We start from the raw sequence: 17,971 nt of genomic DNA, 5'->3' as shown, positions 1-17,971 counted from the left end.
GGCAGGCTGGACACCTCAAAAAAGCAAAAGACGCTATGTCCAGAAACCCCGGAAGCCCCGGCCTCCTTCGTTTTTCCCTATTGGTAACCCTGTTTGCCTTCGGCTGTGGCCAGTCACAGCAACCGGCCGGCCACGCCACGGATTCGAATTCCACCAATATCGACCGGCCCGCCGCCGGTCATACCGTGTTGAAATATGCACATGGCTTCCGGATCGACAACCGCAATGGCTACCGCGAAGTCAGCATCCTGAACCGGGCCGCGGGCCGGATCGATACCCTGCGCTACCTGCTGGTGGACGAAGGCCAGACCCCGCCCGCCGGTCGCCCGGGGATCCCGGTGATCCACACTCCTGTCCGGTCGATGACCGTGCTTTCTTCGATCCATATCGGGTTGGCGGATTTCGCCGGCGCAGCCGACAGGATCACGGGACTCGGCAACTTTCAATATGTCAATGCCCCCATCGTCCGCGAACACATCCGCACGGGCAGGATCAAACAGGTAGGCATCGACGGGAATACCAATAACGAACTGGTGATTGCCATGCATCCGGGGGTGGTCATCACCTCGACCAATCCCGATGCCGCCTATGGCCAGTATAAGACCTTGACCGATGCCGGCATCCCTGTCCTACCCGACGCTGAGTGGCTGGAAACGACACCGCTTGGCCGCGCCGAATGGGCAAAGCTGTTCGCTGCGCTGATCGACAGGGAAGCAGAGATCGGGAAAAAGTTTGACAGCGTGGAAAGGACTTATCTTGCGTTGGCCGCGATCGGCAGCGCCGCAAAGAAAAAACCCTCGGTCATTATCGCGATGCCCTGGAAAGGCGTTTGGTATACGCCGGCGGGCGAAAGCTATATGGCGCAATTCCTCCGGGATGCCGGCGCCGACTATAGCTGGTCGGCCACCAAAGGGATCGGCAGCCTCGCCCTGAATGTGGAAGCCGTCATTCCCATCGCCCTGAAGGCCGATTTCTGGTTCAACGTCGGTTATGTGGACAGCCGCAAAGAGATCGCGGAGAAAGATAGCCGGTTTGCGGACTTCCATTCCTTTAAGACCGGCGCCGTCTATAATTTCAACCGGCGGGTAAATGATATCGGGTCCAATGATTATTGGGAGTCGGGTGCGGCGAATCCCCAGCGGGTGCTGGCCGATCTCATCCGTATCCTGCACCCCGATGCCCTGCCGCAGGATACGTTGTACTACTATAAACAGCTGAAATGAGTATCGCGCTGAAAGGACGTTTTGTCGGCCTCTTTCTCTTGTTGCTGCTGGCCCTCCTGCTGGATCTTTCGGCAGGCGCGGTGCGCATCCCTTTGCGGGAGGTCTTTCATATCCTTTTCTCCTCCTCCACCGGGGACGAGACCTGGCGGTATATCATCGACAAGATCCGGGTGCCAAAGGCCTGTACCGCAGTGCTGGCAGGTTGTGGGCTCTCGGTGGGCGGACTGCAGATGCAGACGATGTTTCGTAACCCGCTGGCCGACCCCGGCGTTCTCGGCATCACAGCCGGTGCAAGCCTGGGGGTAGCCGCCGTCATGCTGGCCGGCGGCGGCACAGCCACACTTTATGCGATAAAAGAATTAGGCGTGGGCGGCAGCTGGCTGGTCACATGCGCAGCCTGCGCCGGGGCCGCCCTCGCGATGTTCTTTGTGCTGATGCTCTCGGGCCGGGTACGCGATAATGTCACGATGCTGATCATCGGGCTGATGATCAGCAGCATCACCATCGCCATCACCAGCATCTGGCAATATTTCAGCAATCCCGAAGAAGTGAAGGAATACCTGCTTTGGGCCTTCGGCTCGTTGGGCGGCGTGACGGGCAGTCAGCTGCCGATCTTCACCGGCATGATCCTCACCGGACTGATCATGGCCTTTTTCTCCTCGAAGCGACTGGATGCCCTGCTCCTGGGCGAAAACTATGCACGAAGCATGGGCCTGACAGTGGAACGCGCCCGGTTCATCATCGTCTGCAGTACAAGCCTGTTGGTGGGCAGCATCACCGCTTTCTGCGGCCCCATCGGATTTCTCGGCATCGCCGTTCCGCACCTGGCCCGCGGCGCCTTCAACACAGCCAGTCACCGCATCCTGATGCCCGCCAGTTGCCTCATCGGCACCATCCTGCTCCTGCTCTGCGACAGCATCGCCCAGTGGCCGGGCAATCAGACCGTGTTGCCCATAAATATCATCACCTCGCTGGTGGGTGCACCGGTGGTCATCTATCTGCTCCTTCGTACAAAGAATCTAAAAGTCTACTGATGAATACCGCACCGCTGCTTATCACCAGGAGCCTGCAGACGGGGTATCACAGCGGGGGAAAGAAGACCCTCGTCTCGACGCAGCTGCCCGAACTGACGGTAAAGGCAGGACGACTCATCTGCCTGCTCGGACCTAACGGTTCCGGCAAGTCGACGTTGCTGAAGACCCTTGCCGGCCTCCAGCCCGCCCTGAGTGGCGGCGTGGAGATCGCGGGAAGATCGGGACTTTCCTCCGCCGGGCTCGCCCGTCAGATCAGCCTGGTATTGACCGATCGCGTCGGCGGCAGTAACCTGAATGTCTGGTCGCTCGTCGCCCTGGGCCGGTATCCCTGGTCGGGTTGGCTCGGCATCCTCACGGAAACGGATAAAGCCATCATCCGGCAGGCCATCGACGCGGCAGATATCGCAGCCCTCGTCGATAGAAAAGTGCACACACTGAGCGACGGCGAAAGTCAAAAGGTGATGCTGGCCCGGGCGTTGGCCCAGGATACCCCCATATTGATGCTCGACGAACCGACGGCGCATCTCGATCTCCCCAGCCGGATCAGGCTGATGCGGCTGTTGCACCAGCTGACACGGGAGATGAACAAAGGCATCATCCTGTCGACCCACGAACTGGACCTGGCCTTACAGGTGGCCGACGAGGTCTGGCTGCTCCAGTCCGCGGCGCCGATGCACAAAGGTACTCCCGAAGACCTCGTCCTCGATGGCATATTCGAGGCGGCATTTGAAAAGGAAGACGTGAGCTTCGACAGGTCCACCGGCGTATTTCGCATCCATCGCGACGGAGACCGTTCCATTCAACTCGCCAGCAGCGGAATGGTTGCCTTCTGGACCCGGCGGGCACTGCAGCGCGAAGGGTTTACCGTACAGGAAGCCGGGATGGCCACGGATATGTCGGGAGATCGGAGTAACGCCATGACCGGGACAGCGAGTGCTCCGGATGTCCCCGCGGCCGCGGCGAGTGCGCGCATTACCATCCTCGAACAGCAGGGCAGGCCTGTCTGGATTCTCCAAACCGCCGCCGGGAGCCGGCAATCCGACTCCGTCGCGGGATTGTTAGAAGCCCTGAAGGATTTCCACTTCCCGTAATTTTTGGACATGAGTGTGGTAATAATTCAACATATACCACGCAGCAATCTCATCACTCGTGGTAAACCAGACATCTTTTTGCCGGGCGATATGGGCCATCGCCTGTTCGAAATATTTGAACCGGTGGGGCTGACCCACGATGAAGGGATGGATGCCGATGGCCATGACCCGGGCGATACCACTCGAATCCCGGTGAAGGACATCGAACTGATCCATGATCATCTGGCCAAACTCTGGGCCCGAGAGCCCCCGTTGCAGAAACAACGGTAAATCATTTATTTCCAGCGAATAGGGGACCGAGATGATCTCCCCGTGAAAAGTTTTTAGCGGGTAAGGCTGGTCATCATTGATCCAATCCAGCACATAGGTCACGCCTTCGTCGGCCAGCAGATCCACCGTGTCATAGGTCTCGCTCAATCCCATCGGTCCGAGCCAGCCTTTGCAGGCCTTGCCGGTCGCCAGCTGGATCGTCGAGAGAACATCATGGAGATAGTTGCGCTCCTCATCCAGCTTCAACTGGGGCGGTTTGTTCCCGGCAAACATGGAATTATTCCTGCCATGTGCTACCCAAGACCAATTGCGGCGGTTGCCCTCTTCGATGATCCGCGGGTAATACTTACAGACATCCGAGTTGAGCAGCACACTGGGCCGGATACCAAAGCGGTCGAACAACTCCATGATCCGCCATACCCCCACCCGGTTGCCATAGTCCCGCCAGCCTTCATTGAGGGGATCGGGATCCCGTCCCGGCGACTTCTCAAGGATACCGACCGAGGGTTTTCCGGATTCATAGTGCTCGATATTCAGCCCAATATAAACCGCCAGTCGCTTGCCACCCGGCCACTCGATATCGGGCCGGTCGATGATCGGCCAATATTCATAAAAGTGGTCTATTCTCATAAGCGAGTTAAGCAGCAATTTTTGTACCGTGTCGCACCGGCATCCGAAAAAGGCGTACTTTCGCCGCCGATCTTGGTTGACGCTCCTGCGTCATTAAAAGGGAAGACCGGTGCAAATCCGGCGCTATCCCCGTAGCTGTAAATGTCTTTCCGCTCCCGGCGTCGGCCGGCGCGGAAAATCACCCGGCAACACTTCATACCACTGTCCGTGGGCCCACGGATGGGAAGGTAAGCCGGTGAGGACATAAGCCAGAAGACCTGCCAGTGATCGATTAAACAACATTCATGGCTTTCGGGTGAAAAGCGGGATTGATGGCGCTATGTGACGGCCCTGTCTATTTCTATTCCCTTCGCATCATCCCCCTTCGGCCGGACAAAAAAACTGCAATGAGCAAGAAACATTTTTTCTTTTTGACACTGCTGGCAGGCAGCCAGACAGTATTTGCCCAGAATTTTTCGGACACCACCGGCAAACAGCTGGACCAGGTGGTCATAACAGCCACCAAATACCCGGTGAAGCAAGCGCTTACCGGGAAGGTACTCGACATCATCACCCGCGAACAGCTGGAAAAAAGCGGCGGTAAACAACTGACGGAAGTGCTCAATACCCAGGCCGGCGTAGTGGTTGCGGGCGCCCAGAACAACCTGGGTTCGGTCCAAAGCGTCTACATTCAGGGCGCCGGGGCCGGCAAGACCCTGATCCTGATCGATGGCATCCCGGCCTATGACCCGTCGGGGACCAGCACCAACTTCGATCTCAACCTGATCAATACCGATGAGGTGGAACGCATCGAGATCCTGAAAGGCAGCCAGTCCACTCTTTATGGCAGCGATGCAGTGGCAGGTGTCATCAACATCATCACAAAGAAAGGCGATGGCAAGCCCTTCAACGCCTCGGCCAATCTTTCCGCGGGCAGCTTCGGCACGTTTAGGGGGTCGGCCGGCATCGACGGAAGGGTCGGCGGCACGGCCTATAATGTTCAGTATACCCACCTGCGCAGCGATGGGGTCTCCACTGCCTATGACACGACCGGCAAAGGCAACTTCGATCATGACGGGTTCAACGAGAACCTCGTGATGGCCAATATCAGTCAGCGGGTAACCGACCGGTTCGGGCTCCGCGCCAACTTCCAGTATAGCCGTTATTCCACCGATCTCGACGGAGGCTCCTATACCGACGACCGGAAGTACACTTCCTGGAACAAGAACACCCAGGCGGGTATCGGTGGCGACTATGCGCTGGGAGCAGCCATGCTGCATTTCAACTATAACTACAACACCGTCAGCCGCCATTACCTGGATGACTCTTCGATGGCGATCCTGCAGGGCGGGTCTTACAGCACCTCGGATTTCACGGGTCGTTCACACTATGCCGATCTGTACAGCAACATCACCGTCTCCAAACATGTCGATATCCTGGCAGGCGTCGACTACCGCAACCAGCGGATCAACGAGACCGACTTTGGGGTCAGCGAGGATTTTTATAATCCGGGACAGGTCTTCAGTTATAAGGATTCACTCAGCAGTGACAGCTCGCGGGTCCGCCAGTTTGCCGCCTATGCTTCGGTGCTGTTGAAGAATCTTGGCGGGTTCAACCTCGATCTCGGCGGCCGGTACAACAGCTTTAACCGGTACGGGAAGGTCTTCACCTATTCGGTGAACCCTTCTTTTGTCCTCAACGATCGCCTGAAGCTTTTTGCCGATCTGTCCTCGGGCTTTTCAGCGCCGACCCTCTACCAGCTGTACTCGCCTTACCGGAACCCCGATGGCCTCAAGCCGGAGCGGACGATCAGCGGAGAAGGCGGTATCCAGTACAACCAATCGGGCCTGAACCTGCGGGCGCTTTATTTCCGCCGGCATTCCAGGGATGAGATCATCTTTTCGGGTAGCGGATATGAGAATCTCGACAAAGAGGATGCCCATGGCTTCGAAGTGGAGGCTGCTTATAAATACGGGATCTGGTCTTTTACAGGTAACTACACCTACACCGCCGGCACGGTGACGACAACCGGCAACGGCGCCAAGGACACAACCTTTAACAATTTGTACCAGCGGCCAAAGAATCTCGTAAATGCCTCCGTCGGAGTGCAGGCGACGAAGGGGCTCTTCCTCAGCCTGGCCCTGCGGACCGTGGGTCAGCGGATCGACGATATCTATGGCGGGGCACGCGGGATGGCCGACGGCTTTGCCTATTACACCCTGAATGGATATGCCGAATACCGGTTCGGGAAGATGTTGAAGCTGTTCGCGGACTTCAAGAACATCACCGATCAGCGTTATTTCGATATCCCCGGCTATACCAGCTTTGGATTCAATTTCATGGCGGGAATCAGCGTACATTTATAACATGTTAATCTTTATCACCGGCGGGGCGCGTAGCGGCAAGAGCCGCTACGCGCAGCAGCTGGCGCTCGACCGGAGCGCCAGTCCTGTTTATGTCGCCACTGCGCGCATCTGGGACGCCGAGTTCAAACAGCGGGTCGATCGCCATCAACAGGACCGGGACCACCGCTGGACCCTGCTGGAGGAAGAGAAATGGCTCTCCCGTCTTCCGCTCGCGGGGAAAGTGGTCGTCATCGATTGTGTCACGCTTTGGATCACCAACTTCTTCTCCGATCTGAAATATGATATCGACGCCTGCCTCGCCGCCTGCGAGCAGGAAGTGAAGGGATTGCTGCAACAGGAAGGTCAGTTTATTTTCATCAGCAACGAGATCGGCATGGGTCTCCACGCGGATACCGAAAGCGGAAGAAAATTCACCGATTTGCAGGGTTGGATCAATCAATCGCTTGCCGCAAAGGCCGATGAGGTTATCTTTATGGTCAGCGGGCTACCGCTCAAAGTAAAATAAACAACTATGCAAACGGGAACACAGCCCGCCCTTCGCGGGCAGCTGCAGCAGCTGATCGACAACAAAACAAAACCCCTGGGTGCCCTGGGCCGGCTGGAAGAGATCGCACTGCAGATCGGACTCATTCAGGGTACGACCCATCCCCAGCTGAACAGACCCTATATCGTCGTCTTTGCCGGAGACCATGGCATTGCCGCCACCGGGCTGGTGAATCCCTACCCCCAGGCCGTCACCGCCCAGATGGTGCTCAACTTCATCACCGGGGGAGCGGCCATCAACGTCTTCTGCCGGCAACATCATCTCGGGCTCACCGTCGTGGATGCCGGGGTGAAATTCGATTTCGAAGCCGGGCTCTTCCCGGGCAAGCTGATCACGCAAAAGATCGGGTATGGTACCCGCAATTATCTCGAAACCGAAGCCATGACCGCCGATGAGACCGCAAAGGCCGTGGAACTCGGCAAGCAGGTGATCACCGAACTCTATGCCGGCGGCACTAACTGCATCGGCTTTGGCGAAATGGGTATCGGCAACACCTCGTCGGCAGCCCTGATCATGAGTTACTGCACCGGCATCGCCGTCGAAGACTGCGTCGGACGTGGTACCGGCGTCAATGACGAACAGCTCCTGCTGAAAAAGCAAACCCTGCGAAAAGCATACGAACGGCATCTCGCCGTTATCACGGCTCAGCTCGATGCGATGACCATTCTGCGCTGTGTCGGCGGATTCGAGATCGCCATGATGGTCGGCGCCTATCAAAAGGCCACAGAGCTGAAGATGGTCGTGCTCGTCGACGGCTTCATCACGACCGCAGCGCTGATGCTGGCAAAACTGCTGAATCCCGCCGTACAGGACAATTGCTTCTTTTCACATACCAGCGGCGAAAGCGGTCACGTAGCCATGCTTGACCACCTTGGCGCCAGGCCCCTGCTGGATCTTCGGATGCGGCTCGGCGAGGGAACGGGTGCCGCAATGGCCTATCCATTGTTGCAGTCTGCCATCCATTTTCTCCGCGAGATGGCTTCTTTCGAATCGGCGGGCGTAAGCAAAGCAGCATCGGATGAATAAGGAATGGAAGGTTTTCCTGACAGCCGTCCAGTTCCTGACGCGGATAAGGGTACCCGCGAGCATTCATCATCAGCCGGGGTTGATGCAACAGGCGCCCCGGTATTTTCCGCTGGTCGGCTGGATCGTAGGGGCACTCAGCGCACTGTTCTTCCTGGTGTTTGGCCGTTATATCTCGACCGATGTGGGCATCATCGCTTCAATGTGTACCAGTTTGCTGGTCACCGGCGCCTTTCATGAGGATGGCTTTGCCGATGTCTGTGACGGCTTTGGTGGCGGATGGACAAAGGAGAAGATCCTGCTGATCATGAAGGACAGCCGGGTCGGCGCCTTTGGGGCGATCGGGCTTATCTTTATACTCGGGACGAAATTTGCGCTGCTACGGGAACTGCCCGGTTTCATCGCCCTGCCCGGCGAGCCCACGCATCTGATCTTCTACCACTATCGTTATTTTATCCTCGCGCTCATCGCCGCGCATAGTGTCAGCCGCCTGATGGCCGTTTTGGTCTTACAGACCGGCAGTTATGCAGGTAATCCCGATCAGAGCAAATCGGTCTCCATGACTGGCGGTCGCCTCTCCATTCCCGCGTTGATCCTTGCCACGGCGTTTGCGCTGGCGCCCTTCGCCTTCCTGCCCTGGCCTTTTCTCCTTACCGTGTTGCCGGCCCTCTATGCCACGTACGAACTCTACCGCTATTTTAAAAAGTGGATCGGCGGCTATACCGGGGATTGCCTGGGCGCGATCCAACAAGTGACGGAGATCGTTATCTACCTCGGTTTTATAATTGTTTGGCGGTACCTTTGAAAGGCCGGCCGCCACCAGTCTCGCCACCCCATACTATCGCTATGACAGACATCTATTTGATCCGCCATACTACCCCGGACGTCGCCAAAGGCATCTGCTACGGGCAGACCGATCTCGATGTAACTGCCACTTTCGAAGAAGAGGTGGCGGTCATCCGCGATTGCCTGCCTCCGGCGTTCGCCACGGTATACAGCAGTCCGCTGCGGCGTTGTTCGATGCTGGCGACCCGCCTTTTTCCCGATGTGCCGGTGCTTCTGCGGGAGCAACTCATGGAGATCCATTGCGGGGAGTGGGAGATGAAGACCTGGGACGAACTGCCAAAGGAAGAGATCAACCCCTGGATGGCGGATTTTGTCAATATCCGCATCCCGGGCGGGGAGAGCTATATCGATCTGCAAAGCCGGGTGGGCCGGTGTTGGGCGGAGGTCATCGCCGCCGCCGCAGTCGGGAACTCGCCCATCGCGATCGTCGCGCATGGCGGCGTCATCCGCAGCATCCTGGCAGGGCTCACCGGCACCCCGCTGATAGATAGCTTTAAGGCGTTCTCCCTGCACTATGGCTGTGTCATCCGGATCCAACCCGCCGCCGGCGGTTGGGCGCATACCGTTCTTTCCAATCCGGCGCCCCCGGAGAAAGAGCAGCACAAACCCAGCAGCTTTTACACAAAATCGCATTTATGAAGACCTTCGACTTCAACCAGCTGCTCACGGTGACCTTTACCCTGTTTGCCGTCATCGATATCATCGGCAGCATCCCGCTGCTGCATGCGTTGAAGCAAAAGATCGGCGGCCTGCACGAAGGGAAGGCCACCCTTATCTCGGGCGCCCTCATGGTCCTCTTCCTCTTTGGCGGCGAGCAATTCCTGCATATCCTCGGCGTCGACCAGCGATCCTTTGCCGTCGGCGGATCGATCGTCATCTTTATCCTCGGACTGGAGATGGTGCTCGGAGTGGAGTTCTTTAAAAGCGAGCCGGGTTCCAAGGCCAGCGTGGTCGTCCCCATCGCCTTTCCGCTGATCGCCGGCTCGGGCACCCTGACAACCATCATGTCCCTGAAGGCAAACTACGAGACCACCACCGTACTGCTGGGGATCCTCGTCAACCTGCTCTTCATCTTTATCGTCCTCAAATCCATGGATTTTATCGAACGCATCCTGGGGCCGGCCGGGATGATCGCGATCCGCAAGTTCTTCGGGGTCATCCTGCTGGCCATCGCCGTAAAGATATTTAGCACCAACCTGCGGGGATTGTTGAAATAGTTCTGTAATTTTGCCCTCCCCAAAAGTGCCTGCTCCTCCTCCGCCGCGAAGAGCTTTTCTTTTGGTAAGGTCCTGTAGTACAACGGATAGTATAAGGGTCTCCGAAGCCCTGGATTCCAGTTCGATTCTGGACGGGACCACCCGAATCCCCTCACAACAAATTGATTGTGAGGGGATTTTTATGTAATGTTATACGCCATCGCCAGATTGATCAGTTCCGCGACATTCAGCGTCTCCGTCTTCTTAAAGATCCGGCTCTTAAACTCCGTGACCGTACTCGGCGACAGATTCAGCGACGACCCGATCTCATTGGTTCCCTTTCCCTGTAAGAGATAAGGCAACACCTCCAGTTCGCGCGGCGAGAGTTTCGAAAAAGGATTGGGCGTCGACTCCCGCGAGGGCATTGGTTCATTATTGAAGAACCGCCGCAGGCCCGCGATGGTTTCTTCCTCATCCGCCTCCTTGGACAAATAATGCTGGATCTGGTATTTCTTGAGGGCCTTTTCAAAGGCTGCGGCCGGCTTAGCGGAAAAGATCATGATATTCAGGGCAGGATACAGCCCCCGGATAACATGCAGGATCTCAAGCGACGAGCCGTCGGAAAGACTGATATCGAGAATAAGATGACTGTATTCCCTCGTCTTCAACTCCTCCAGAACTTTATTACAGCTTCTTGCACTATTGATCTCCTTATAGCCGAACCGGGTTTCTATCTGTCCTCTGAGTCCGGTCAGAAGCATACTGTGATCATCCGCCAACAAGATCCGGTATTGCATGTACTTTCAGGGGTTTAATTGTATAATTCTATTCTCGCCGGGGCGTCGCCGTAGATATGCGGATAACGGTCGGTATCCCGCGTGGACCACTCGATATTGGCGATCATCTGGATCTCGAGTTCCCGGATATACCTTGCCAGCATGGCATCGATCCCGGCATCGAAAAAGCGGACTTTCGAGGACAGGAATATAAATTCCCGGACAAGATCGTCATGGTACGCCGCCGTTTTCTGGATCGCACCTTCCCAGGAAAGCCCATACTTTCTCTTCATGACACCTACCAGATTGTATTCTCCCGCGTTTTGCGATTCTTCGGATTCCTTGCTCAGCGAAAAGAGATCGTTTGCAAAACATACGCAATTCCTGCTGAGTTCTGTCAGCCGGCTGACGATTGCATCCTCATACACCTCTTCCGGCAGATAGACCTTGCCCGTTACCTCGAGGCTGTCGGTGGAAAGATGGGATGCCCCGAGATATTGCCGGATCCGCAGGTACTCGTCAAAACCCGGATAGATCCCAAGATGAATATTCCTGAACTGCCAGTACAACCCGCCAAACATCTTTTTTATACAGTCGATAAATTTACTTTGCCAGGCGGCCGTCGACCGGAGACAAAGCCGTCCCCAGATATCGGCAAAGGCCGTGAATACCGGTCCTTCCACCTCGCTGCAGGATCGGCGCCGTAACAGGATATCCATGATCCCACCTTGGAATTGTTCAAAAGAATCTTTATCCTTGATGATGTCGTTTGCATCGAAGAGATCGTCAACGATAAAGAGCAGACTGTTCAGATCGCACCAGGTACAGATATCGATGAAGTCACCGTGCGGAAACGTCCTTGCAATGAATAACGGAAATTTGTTTCGTTTGTACCGCAGATAGGTCTCGTGATCTCCCACCAGTTTAAGATCGAGCAGCCACTGCAAACTATGTTCTTCAAGGTCATTTACCAGCGGATGTATTGCACCCACGAAGGGACAATACAGAATGGGAATTCTATGGAGTTGCATATAGGAAAGGTTTAATCGACACTAATCTAAGGATTTGTTCGCAGAGAAAGGATAGCTGTTTACTCTTAGTTGTGATGCGGGGAAACCGTTGAGAGGCCATACCTCACCGGCTGCAGCGGGATCGACACCGAAAACGTGGTCCCCTCCATGTCGCTGATCACATCGATCTTCCCGTTGAGAACAGTGATCATCTCCTTTACTATGAACAATCCGATCCCAAGTCCATCGGGGTTTTTACTGACGAAGGGCGCGAAGATATCGACATCGTCATTGCCGATTCCTTCGCCTTTATCATGTACGCTAAACACCAACGCATTGTCCTTCACCTTGCATTTTACCTGCACGATCGAATAATCGGGGGCATATTTGATGGCATTGTGCAGCAGGTTGGTCAGGATATGCCGGATCTTCATATCATCGGTCCGGATATGCTCGGGGATATCCTTACTGATAACGGTCTTTATCTCTATCTTACTCTCCATCGCGACGTATTTGTAGATCTCGACCGTGTTCTGGAACAGCAGTCGCGGGTTGAAGAGGTTCTCCCGCGTCGTCGTCGGAATACCGGCCTCATATTTCTCGAACTCGAGGATATTGTCGACGATGCTTTGGGAGATCTTGCAGGCGGCTTTCAGGTCGTTGATCCTCTTCATAAGCTGCTCGGGCGATCTTGCCGTCTGGACATCGTTGACAAGAACGCTGATCACCGAGAAAATGCTGTGAAAAGAGACCTTCATTTCATGACTCGCGTTGGTGATGAACCGGTCCTTGTTCCTATTCTCCTGTGTCTCTTTTTCCAGGTTCTCTTTCACCTGTTCGGTCTGTTTCTCCAACTGCATCAACAGGATCCGGTTGTTCTTCCAGAACAGACTAAAGGTGAAGATGACCAGGATGATCATGGCGGCATAGGCAGCCCATCTCAGCATGATCTGGCTATCATAGCTCGTCGCTATCGGCTGGATGAAGCCATACTTGTAGTTCTGTTCGATAAGGACCAGGATGATGATGGAGCTGCTGGCGCAGATGATCCTGTAAACCAGGCTCGAGAACATAAAGAGCGAGACGCCGATGAGATAGGTGATCATCAGGGGCGAGTTGACGGCATTGCCCAGCACACAGCCGAAATAGAAGGTTGCCCCGCTCATGATCAGGTAGATCGATAATCCGGCTTCGTTGTACCTCCGGTAGCGGTTGAGTACCAGCGGCATCGCCAGCAGCACGGTTTCTATGGAGACGGCGGCCAGTACATTCCCCTTTCCGGTGATCAGCCATACGAAGGTGCCGATCGTGACATTGAGAATGCCTATCGATAAGGACATCAGGTTTACGCCGATCGTGACTCTTCTTTGAGGGTCATGTGCAAGCAGCTGGCGGGTGCCGCCAAACACCATCGAGTTCCACCAGCGTTTTATCCGTCTCATAGAGAACATTTGCTATGAGCTTAATACGTTGAAGTTACACTTTCTAACCAAAAACGGTGTAAAAACGTAGGGTTTCCCCTACACCAGAATATTGGCGAGACCTTAATTTGCTTATTAATAGGATAAGGTTTAATGGTTAATGGTATTTGATTAGTGCAAACGAAAGGGGCCATCTATGATTAAAAATAGACGGCCCCTTTCTCAATTATGTCCGGCTAAGCTTCGCTTGCCGGGGAGAACCCACCAATGGTGAATTCTCTTTTTAATATCATACTTGATGTCAATTAGTTAATACTTCCTTCAATTTATTTTCCAGATCCTCGCCCCGAAGTCCCTCGGCAACGACCTTCCCCTGCGGATCAATAAGCACATTATAAGGAATACCGCCAAAGCCAAAGGTTTGAACAGCCTTGCTGTTCCAGTATTGCAGATCGCTGACATGAGTCCATGCCAGCCGGTCCGACTGGATCGCCGCCAGCCAGCTGTCCTTGTCTTTATCCAGGGAGACGCCGAGGATGGCGAAATTCTTGCCTTTGAATTCATTATAGACCCTTACCACGTTGGGGTTCTCCTGCCGGCAGGGACCACACCAGCTTGCCCAAAAATCGACGAGCAGATATTTGCCTTTGTAGGAAGCAAGAGAAACGGTCTTTCCGTTGACATCGGGAAGGGAAAGATCGGGCGCCTGCTTGCCGACCCAGCTGTTCTCCTGGCTCTTGCGTTCCTGTTCGGCCATCGTCGCAAGTTGCTGATCATAGCTTTGTTTCAGCCCGGTCAGAACGGTGTTGTCGGGATACTTATGCAGCAGATCGGTCAGCGTTGCTTCGAACTCGGATTTTGTAAAAGTGCGGGAAGCCCAGCCAAGCGCGATCCCGCAGATCGTCGCGTTGTTGCTGGTGTTGAAGAACTGCTTCAGATAAGTATTGAGATCCTGCGTGGCATTGTTCTTTTTATTGGTGAAGGCGATCAGCAGGCTATCGGGAGCATTGGCGCCTTTAAGACTGTCGAGTTCGGCCATTTTTTCTTCCACCGCATAGTTCTTCTTCCCGAAGATGGTGATCAGTTCTTTCAGCTGATTACTCCCTTCCGATCCGCTTACCTCATAAAAATCATCCTTCTTGCCGAGATCGACGTTGACCCGCACATCGGCCGCATCGTTGATCAGCGGAACCGTGATCGCATTGTTGCCGAACACCAGCTCGAACAGCTGCTGGCCGCTTGCGATGCCGGCGACATTAAAGCTGCCGTTGCCGGCGGGTAGCTTTGCCGAGTCGAGAATGATCGGCGGCTGGTCCTTTCCATAGACCACCTCTATCAGATAAACCTTTGAGATCGGCCCTTCGACAGCGGAGAGCTTATCCCCGTTCTTAAAGCTGCCGGATACGGAGAAGGTTCCTTTTTTCTTCGCCTGACAACCCCAGGTCAGGACCAGGCAGGCCACGAGAACGGACGCTGCAATTCTTTTTGTCATATCCTTAATTTTCCAGTTTTTCGAGTAATAATTGATTGGTGAGCTTGGGATCCGCCTTGCCTTTGGACAATTTTTTCACTTCTCCCACGAACAGACCGATAAGCCCCTTCTTTCCCTTTTTATATTCTTTCACCTTATCGGGCATTCCGGCAAGCGCCTGTTCGATCCAGCCCGTGATCTCCGAGGTGTCGGAGCTTTGGATCAGATTCAGCGCGGTGGCGACCTCCAGTGGGTCCCGCTGTGGTTCGTTCATCAGCACCGGGAAGACCCGTTCCGCGGCGATGGAGAAGCTGAGCTTCCCCTCTTCGACCAGCCGGATCAGCCCGGCCAGCGCTTCCGGCCGCAAGGGCAAATCCTTCCATTCGAGACCCTTTTCGTTGAGGTTGGACCTCACGGGGCCCAGCAGCCAGTTGGCAGCAGCTTTATAGCTGGCAGTATGGCCGATCAGTTGTTCGAACCAGGCAGCGCTATCGCGGTCATCACAAAGATTGCGCGCATCATATTCCGTCAGCTGCAGCTCCTGGATATATCTCTGGATCAGCTGTTCCGGCAGTGCGGGGAGCGACGCCTTTATCGATTCCAGGAAAGCATCCGTCACCTGGAAGGGCGGAAGATCGGGATCGGTAAAATACCGGTAATCGTTGGCCTCTTCTTTCGTCCGCAGCGCGAACGTAGTTCCTTCCGCGGCGTCGAAGCTCCGGGTTTGTTGAATGATCGGCTCGCCGGCGGCCAGCAGTTCGATCAATCGGCGCGCTTCAATTTCGATGGCCCTTCTCACGTTGCGGATCGAGTTCAGATTCTTCACTTCGACCTTGGTACCGAGTTGGGTCTCGCCTTTTAGCCGGACCGAGACATTCGCATCACAACGCATGCTGCCTTCTTCCATATTGCCGTCGCAGATCTCCAGGTAGCGAAGCATCTTGCGCAATTCGGTGAGATAAGCATAGGCCTCATCGCCACTGCGCAGATCGGGTTCGGTCACGATCTCTATAAGCGGCACGCCGGCCCGGTTGAAATCCAGCGCCGTAGCACCCGGGATCGCATCGTGTAGGCTCTTGCCGGCATCTTCTTCCAGGTGGATGCGGTTGAGTTGGATATCGCGTTCGGCCGCGTTGGTCCTGATGCGGACCCAGCCGCCCTTACATACGGGCGTAGTATGCTGGGAGGTCTGATAGCCCTTGGGCAGGTCGGGATAGAAGTAGTTCTTCCGGGCAAAGAAATTGTTGCGTTCGATCTCGCAATGACAGGCCAGCCCAATGCGGATCGCATACTCCACCGCTTTCCGGTTCAGCTTGGGCAGAGAGCCCGGCAGACCCAGCGTGATCGGGCTGACATGCGTGTTGGGTTCGCCGCCAAAAGCCGCCGGATCCCCGCAAAATAATTTTGTTTGGGTAAGCAGCTGTGCGTGCACCTCCAGCCCGATTACAATCTCGTATGCATCGTAATTGATTGCCATGTGAATATGCCTGCCGGCAGTTGGCAAATCTACGAAAAAAAGGCGGCGCCCCTTGGTCAAAAGTAGGCACCGCCTTTTTTCATGATGTCCGGTAAAGAGGCTTCTTTGCCGGGGGACGCCCCCTCTCCGGGGACGCTTATTATTTGCGGTCACGGCTCATTACAGATCGGCCGTCTTTAGCTTCCGCGGGACTTTTACCTCTACCTCCATCGCCTTGCCCCCACGGGTCAGGTTGACCTTGATACTGGTTTTTGTTCTATCCTCGCGGGTCGTCCGGGCCAGTTCGGCGAGCCGCGTGGCGCTGTTAACTTCCTGGCCGTCAAAACGGGTGATGATATCACCTTCCATGATACCGGCCTTCGACGCAGCGGTTTCGTCATCGACATCCAACACCTTTACCCCCTTGCCGTCCTCGGTATCCTGCGCGTGGATACCCAGACGAAGGGAATTGTCGCCAAAGAGATTATACTTATATTCTCTCGGGACCATCATTCGCTTGATCTCGGGAGCCATTTTATACTGCATGCCGTCGCCAAAGCCATAGGAATAATTATTGCTCCTGGATCTGCCCAGCTCGGCCGTCACCTTTTGTTCTTTGCCGTCGCGCTTAAAGGTGATCGCCACCTTGTCACCGGGTTTGTAGCCGTGGATGACTTTCGAAAGATCTTCCGGGCCACCGATGGTTTTATCATCGACCTTCGTGATCAGGTCGCCCTCTTTCAAACCCGCTTTTTCGGCGCCGCTTCCCTCGGATACGTCCCCCACCCTGGCACCGTCGGGACCGTTCTCCTGTTTTAAAGAGGTCACACCCAGAAAAGCTCCCGAAGTGGATTTGCGGGCCCGGGGCGCTACGTCATAACTCAAGCCGCCACCGTTAAAGTTGCGGAAGGGCGTGAGGGTCATCGCTTCCCCATCCCGGTCGGAAAAAGCATAGGCGCCGCCGCCAAGGGTCTTGAATTTCCGCTTGGTGATGGTCAGGTCCTCGTCTTTGTATTCCGAGGCCGGCTTCCCATTGATAAATACTTCCCCGTTCTTTATTTCCACCGTCACCTTGGCGTCTTTGTCGCCCTTATGCCGGATAGTGATCTCGTCAAAGGAGCGCGTACGGTTGGGGGTGGTATCATTGTCGTCCGACTCAGCATAGCCTTGGGTCTGGGCAACGCCCGGAGTGTGCAGGAACAGGACCAGAGCAGCAAGTCCCGCCATTTTTAGGAGTGGATTGTTCATCACGTCAGTTTTTGAATTATTGAATGGATTGATCTACGTTGATTTTCGTAGATCAAATATAGGGGGATTTTCGGAAATACGAAAGATTTCGGAAATGTTAAAATTAAAAGCCGCCGGCAGATCTTTTCAGCGGCTCGAGCAGCTTCTCCAAGCCATTGATCCTGATCTCATAGATCGTCGCCAGCAGCATCCCCAGTTTGCCCTTGGGCCAGCCTTCCCGGTGAAACCATTCCAGGTAGGATACGGGAAGATTACACAGCAGCGTGTCCTTGTATTTACCAAAGGGCATCTTCATGGTCACAAGGGTCATGAGCATTTCTGAATCGGGTTGGAGCGATTGCTCTTCCATGCACTGTCTCTTTTGCGGTATCTAAGCTAGTGAGGTTT

Annotated in this window: 17 protein-coding genes, 1 tRNA gene and 1 riboswitch; of the genes, 10 read left to right on the top strand and 8 right to left on the bottom strand. The window is 55.1% G+C overall.

Going from position 1 to position 17,971, the window contains the following annotated elements:
- Nucleotides 1-35: 35 nt before the first annotated feature.
- Genes VGM48_RS12810 through VGM48_RS12800 form a run of 3 tightly spaced genes read left to right on the top strand, consistent with a single transcriptional unit; the run spans nucleotide 36 to nucleotide 3,348 of the window.
- On the top strand, nucleotides 36-1,223 hold the full coding sequence (locus VGM48_RS12810) for an ABC transporter substrate-binding protein (RefSeq protein ID WP_331579664.1): 1,188 nt from the start codon (nucleotides 36-38) through the stop codon (nucleotides 1,221-1,223).
- Nucleotides 1,220-2,257 carry an iron ABC transporter permease gene (locus tag VGM48_RS12805; protein WP_331579662.1) on the top strand — a complete coding sequence of 346 codons (1,038 nt, stop codon included), beginning with the start codon at nucleotides 1,220-1,222 and terminating at the stop codon, nucleotides 2,255-2,257. The genes VGM48_RS12810 and VGM48_RS12805 overlap by 4 nt, the downstream gene beginning before the upstream one ends.
- Entirely contained in the window at nucleotides 2,257-3,348 is a 1,092-nt protein-coding gene (locus VGM48_RS12800) for an ABC transporter ATP-binding protein (RefSeq protein ID WP_331579660.1), read from the top strand. The genes VGM48_RS12805 and VGM48_RS12800 overlap by 1 nt, the downstream gene beginning before the upstream one ends.
- On the opposite strand, the gene VGM48_RS12795 is transcribed toward VGM48_RS12800, so the two are convergent.
- Entirely contained in the window at nucleotides 3,316-4,248 is a 933-nt protein-coding gene (locus VGM48_RS12795; protein WP_331579658.1) for a polysaccharide deacetylase family protein, read from the bottom strand. The genes VGM48_RS12800 and VGM48_RS12795 overlap by 33 nt on opposite strands.
- A 56-nt stretch (nucleotides 4,249-4,304) precedes the next feature.
- A riboswitch (cobalamin riboswitch) is annotated at nucleotides 4,305-4,527 on the top strand.
- 107 nt (nucleotides 4,528-4,634) lie between these two features.
- Here VGM48_RS12795 and VGM48_RS12790 point away from each other — a divergent pair.
- The 7 genes from VGM48_RS12790 (at nucleotide 4,635) to VGM48_RS12760 (ending at nucleotide 10,363) form a co-directional block, all read left to right on the top strand.
- The gene (locus VGM48_RS12790; protein WP_331579656.1) at nucleotides 4,635-6,593 is read left to right on the top strand and encodes a TonB-dependent receptor plug domain-containing protein; all 1,959 of its coding nucleotides are present in this window, start codon (nucleotides 4,635-4,637) and stop codon (nucleotides 6,591-6,593) included.
- A gap of 1 nt (nucleotide 6,594) precedes the next feature.
- Entirely contained in the window at nucleotides 6,595-7,098 is a 504-nt protein-coding gene (locus tag VGM48_RS12785) for a bifunctional adenosylcobinamide kinase/adenosylcobinamide-phosphate guanylyltransferase (protein WP_331579654.1), read from the top strand.
- Between the two features lie 6 nt (nucleotides 7,099-7,104).
- Nucleotides 7,105-8,163 (top strand): nicotinate-nucleotide--dimethylbenzimidazole phosphoribosyltransferase, encoded by a 1,059-nt coding sequence (cobT, locus tag VGM48_RS12780; RefSeq protein ID WP_331579652.1) that lies wholly within the window; start codon nucleotides 7,105-7,107, stop codon nucleotides 8,161-8,163.
- A complete protein-coding gene (locus VGM48_RS12775; RefSeq protein ID WP_331579650.1) occupies nucleotides 8,156-8,965 on the top strand; it encodes an adenosylcobinamide-GDP ribazoletransferase in 810 nt (269 codons plus the stop codon). The genes cobT and VGM48_RS12775 overlap by 8 nt, the downstream gene beginning before the upstream one ends.
- A 41-nt stretch (nucleotides 8,966-9,006) precedes the next feature.
- Entirely contained in the window at nucleotides 9,007-9,645 is a 639-nt protein-coding gene (gene cobC / locus VGM48_RS12770; protein WP_331579649.1) for an alpha-ribazole phosphatase, read from the top strand.
- Nucleotides 9,642-10,223 carry a MarC family protein gene (locus VGM48_RS12765; protein ID WP_331579648.1) on the top strand — a complete coding sequence of 194 codons (582 nt, stop codon included), beginning with the start codon at nucleotides 9,642-9,644 and terminating at the stop codon, nucleotides 10,221-10,223. The genes cobC and VGM48_RS12765 overlap by 4 nt, the downstream gene beginning before the upstream one ends.
- A gap of 68 nt (nucleotides 10,224-10,291) precedes the next feature.
- A tRNA-Arg gene (locus VGM48_RS12760) sits at nucleotides 10,292-10,363 on the top strand.
- 39 nt (nucleotides 10,364-10,402) lie between these two features.
- Here VGM48_RS12760 and VGM48_RS12755 read toward each other — a convergent pair.
- The 7 genes from VGM48_RS12755 to VGM48_RS12725 form a co-directional block, all read right to left on the bottom strand.
- Nucleotides 10,403-10,999: a response regulator transcription factor gene (locus tag VGM48_RS12755; protein WP_331579647.1), complete on the bottom strand. Its 597-nt coding sequence runs from the start codon at nucleotides 10,997-10,999 to the stop codon at nucleotides 10,403-10,405.
- Nucleotides 11,000-11,013: 14 nt separating this feature from the next.
- Entirely contained in the window at nucleotides 11,014-12,009 is a 996-nt protein-coding gene (locus VGM48_RS12750) for a terpene synthase family protein (protein ID WP_331579646.1), read from the bottom strand.
- A 65-nt stretch (nucleotides 12,010-12,074) separates the two neighbouring features.
- Nucleotides 12,075-13,430, bottom strand: coding sequence for a HAMP domain-containing sensor histidine kinase (locus VGM48_RS12745; RefSeq protein WP_331579645.1), 1,356 nt, complete (start codon nucleotides 13,428-13,430; stop codon nucleotides 12,075-12,077).
- Between the two features lie 280 nt (nucleotides 13,431-13,710).
- Nucleotides 13,711-14,901, bottom strand: coding sequence for a TlpA disulfide reductase family protein (locus VGM48_RS12740; RefSeq protein ID WP_331579644.1), 1,191 nt, complete (start codon nucleotides 14,899-14,901; stop codon nucleotides 13,711-13,713).
- Nucleotides 14,902-14,905: 4 nt separating this feature from the next.
- The gene (gene gatB / locus VGM48_RS12735; protein WP_331579643.1) at nucleotides 14,906-16,357 is read right to left on the bottom strand and encodes an Asp-tRNA(Asn)/Glu-tRNA(Gln) amidotransferase subunit GatB; all 1,452 of its coding nucleotides are present in this window, start codon (nucleotides 16,355-16,357) and stop codon (nucleotides 14,906-14,908) included.
- Between the two features lie 159 nt (nucleotides 16,358-16,516).
- Entirely contained in the window at nucleotides 16,517-17,584 is a 1,068-nt protein-coding gene (locus tag VGM48_RS12730) for a PDZ domain-containing protein (protein ID WP_331579642.1), read from the bottom strand.
- Nucleotides 17,585-17,687: 103 nt separating this feature from the next.
- A complete protein-coding gene (locus VGM48_RS12725) occupies nucleotides 17,688-17,933 on the bottom strand; it encodes a DUF3820 family protein (protein ID WP_331579641.1) in 246 nt (81 codons plus the stop codon).
- Nucleotides 17,934-17,971 lie beyond the last annotated feature (38 nt).

The organism is Puia sp., assembly GCF_036500295.1.
Classification (GTDB): Bacteria; Bacteroidota; Bacteroidia; order Chitinophagales; family Chitinophagaceae; genus Puia.
Note: the sequence above shows the minus strand (reverse complement) of the source record. Positions and strands in the feature narration are given on the sequence as shown.

Excerpts from the sequence above, each read along its gene's own strand:
- cobT (WP_331579652.1), top strand. The coding sequence starts at position 7,105 with ATGCAAACGGGAACACAGCCCGCCCTTCGCGGGCAGCTGCAGCAGCTG.
- VGM48_RS12730 (WP_331579642.1), bottom strand. The coding sequence starts at position 17,584 with ATGAACAATCCACTCCTAAAAATGGCGGGACTTGCTGCTCTGGTCCTG.
- VGM48_RS12775 (WP_331579650.1), top strand. The coding sequence starts at position 8,156 with ATGAATAAGGAATGGAAGGTTTTCCTGACAGCCGTCCAGTTCCTGACG.
- VGM48_RS12785 (WP_331579654.1), top strand. The coding sequence starts at position 6,595 with ATGTTAATCTTTATCACCGGCGGGGCGCGTAGCGGCAAGAGCCGCTAC.
- gatB (WP_331579643.1), bottom strand. The coding sequence starts at position 16,357 with ATGGCAATCAATTACGATGCATACGAGATTGTAATCGGGCTGGAGGTG.
- VGM48_RS12790 (WP_331579656.1), top strand. The coding sequence starts at position 4,635 with ATGAGCAAGAAACATTTTTTCTTTTTGACACTGCTGGCAGGCAGCCAG.
- VGM48_RS12750 (WP_331579646.1), bottom strand. The coding sequence starts at position 12,009 with ATGCAACTCCATAGAATTCCCATTCTGTATTGTCCCTTCGTGGGTGCA.
- VGM48_RS12740 (WP_331579644.1), bottom strand. The coding sequence starts at position 14,901 with ATGACAAAAAGAATTGCAGCGTCCGTTCTCGTGGCCTGCCTGGTCCTG.
- VGM48_RS12755 (WP_331579647.1), bottom strand. The coding sequence starts at position 10,999 with ATGCAATACCGGATCTTGTTGGCGGATGATCACAGTATGCTTCTGACC.
- VGM48_RS12800 (WP_331579660.1), top strand. The coding sequence starts at position 2,257 with ATGAATACCGCACCGCTGCTTATCACCAGGAGCCTGCAGACGGGGTAT.
- VGM48_RS12765 (WP_331579648.1), top strand. The coding sequence starts at position 9,642 with ATGAAGACCTTCGACTTCAACCAGCTGCTCACGGTGACCTTTACCCTG.
- VGM48_RS12725 (WP_331579641.1), bottom strand. The coding sequence starts at position 17,933 with ATGGAAGAGCAATCGCTCCAACCCGATTCAGAAATGCTCATGACCCTT.
- VGM48_RS12810 (WP_331579664.1), top strand. The coding sequence starts at position 36 with ATGTCCAGAAACCCCGGAAGCCCCGGCCTCCTTCGTTTTTCCCTATTG.
- VGM48_RS12745 (WP_331579645.1), bottom strand. The coding sequence starts at position 13,430 with ATGAGACGGATAAAACGCTGGTGGAACTCGATGGTGTTTGGCGGCACC.
- cobC (WP_331579649.1), top strand. The coding sequence starts at position 9,007 with ATGACAGACATCTATTTGATCCGCCATACTACCCCGGACGTCGCCAAA.
- VGM48_RS12795 (WP_331579658.1), bottom strand. The coding sequence starts at position 4,248 with ATGAGAATAGACCACTTTTATGAATATTGGCCGATCATCGACCGGCCC.
- VGM48_RS12805 (WP_331579662.1), top strand. The coding sequence starts at position 1,220 with ATGAGTATCGCGCTGAAAGGACGTTTTGTCGGCCTCTTTCTCTTGTTG.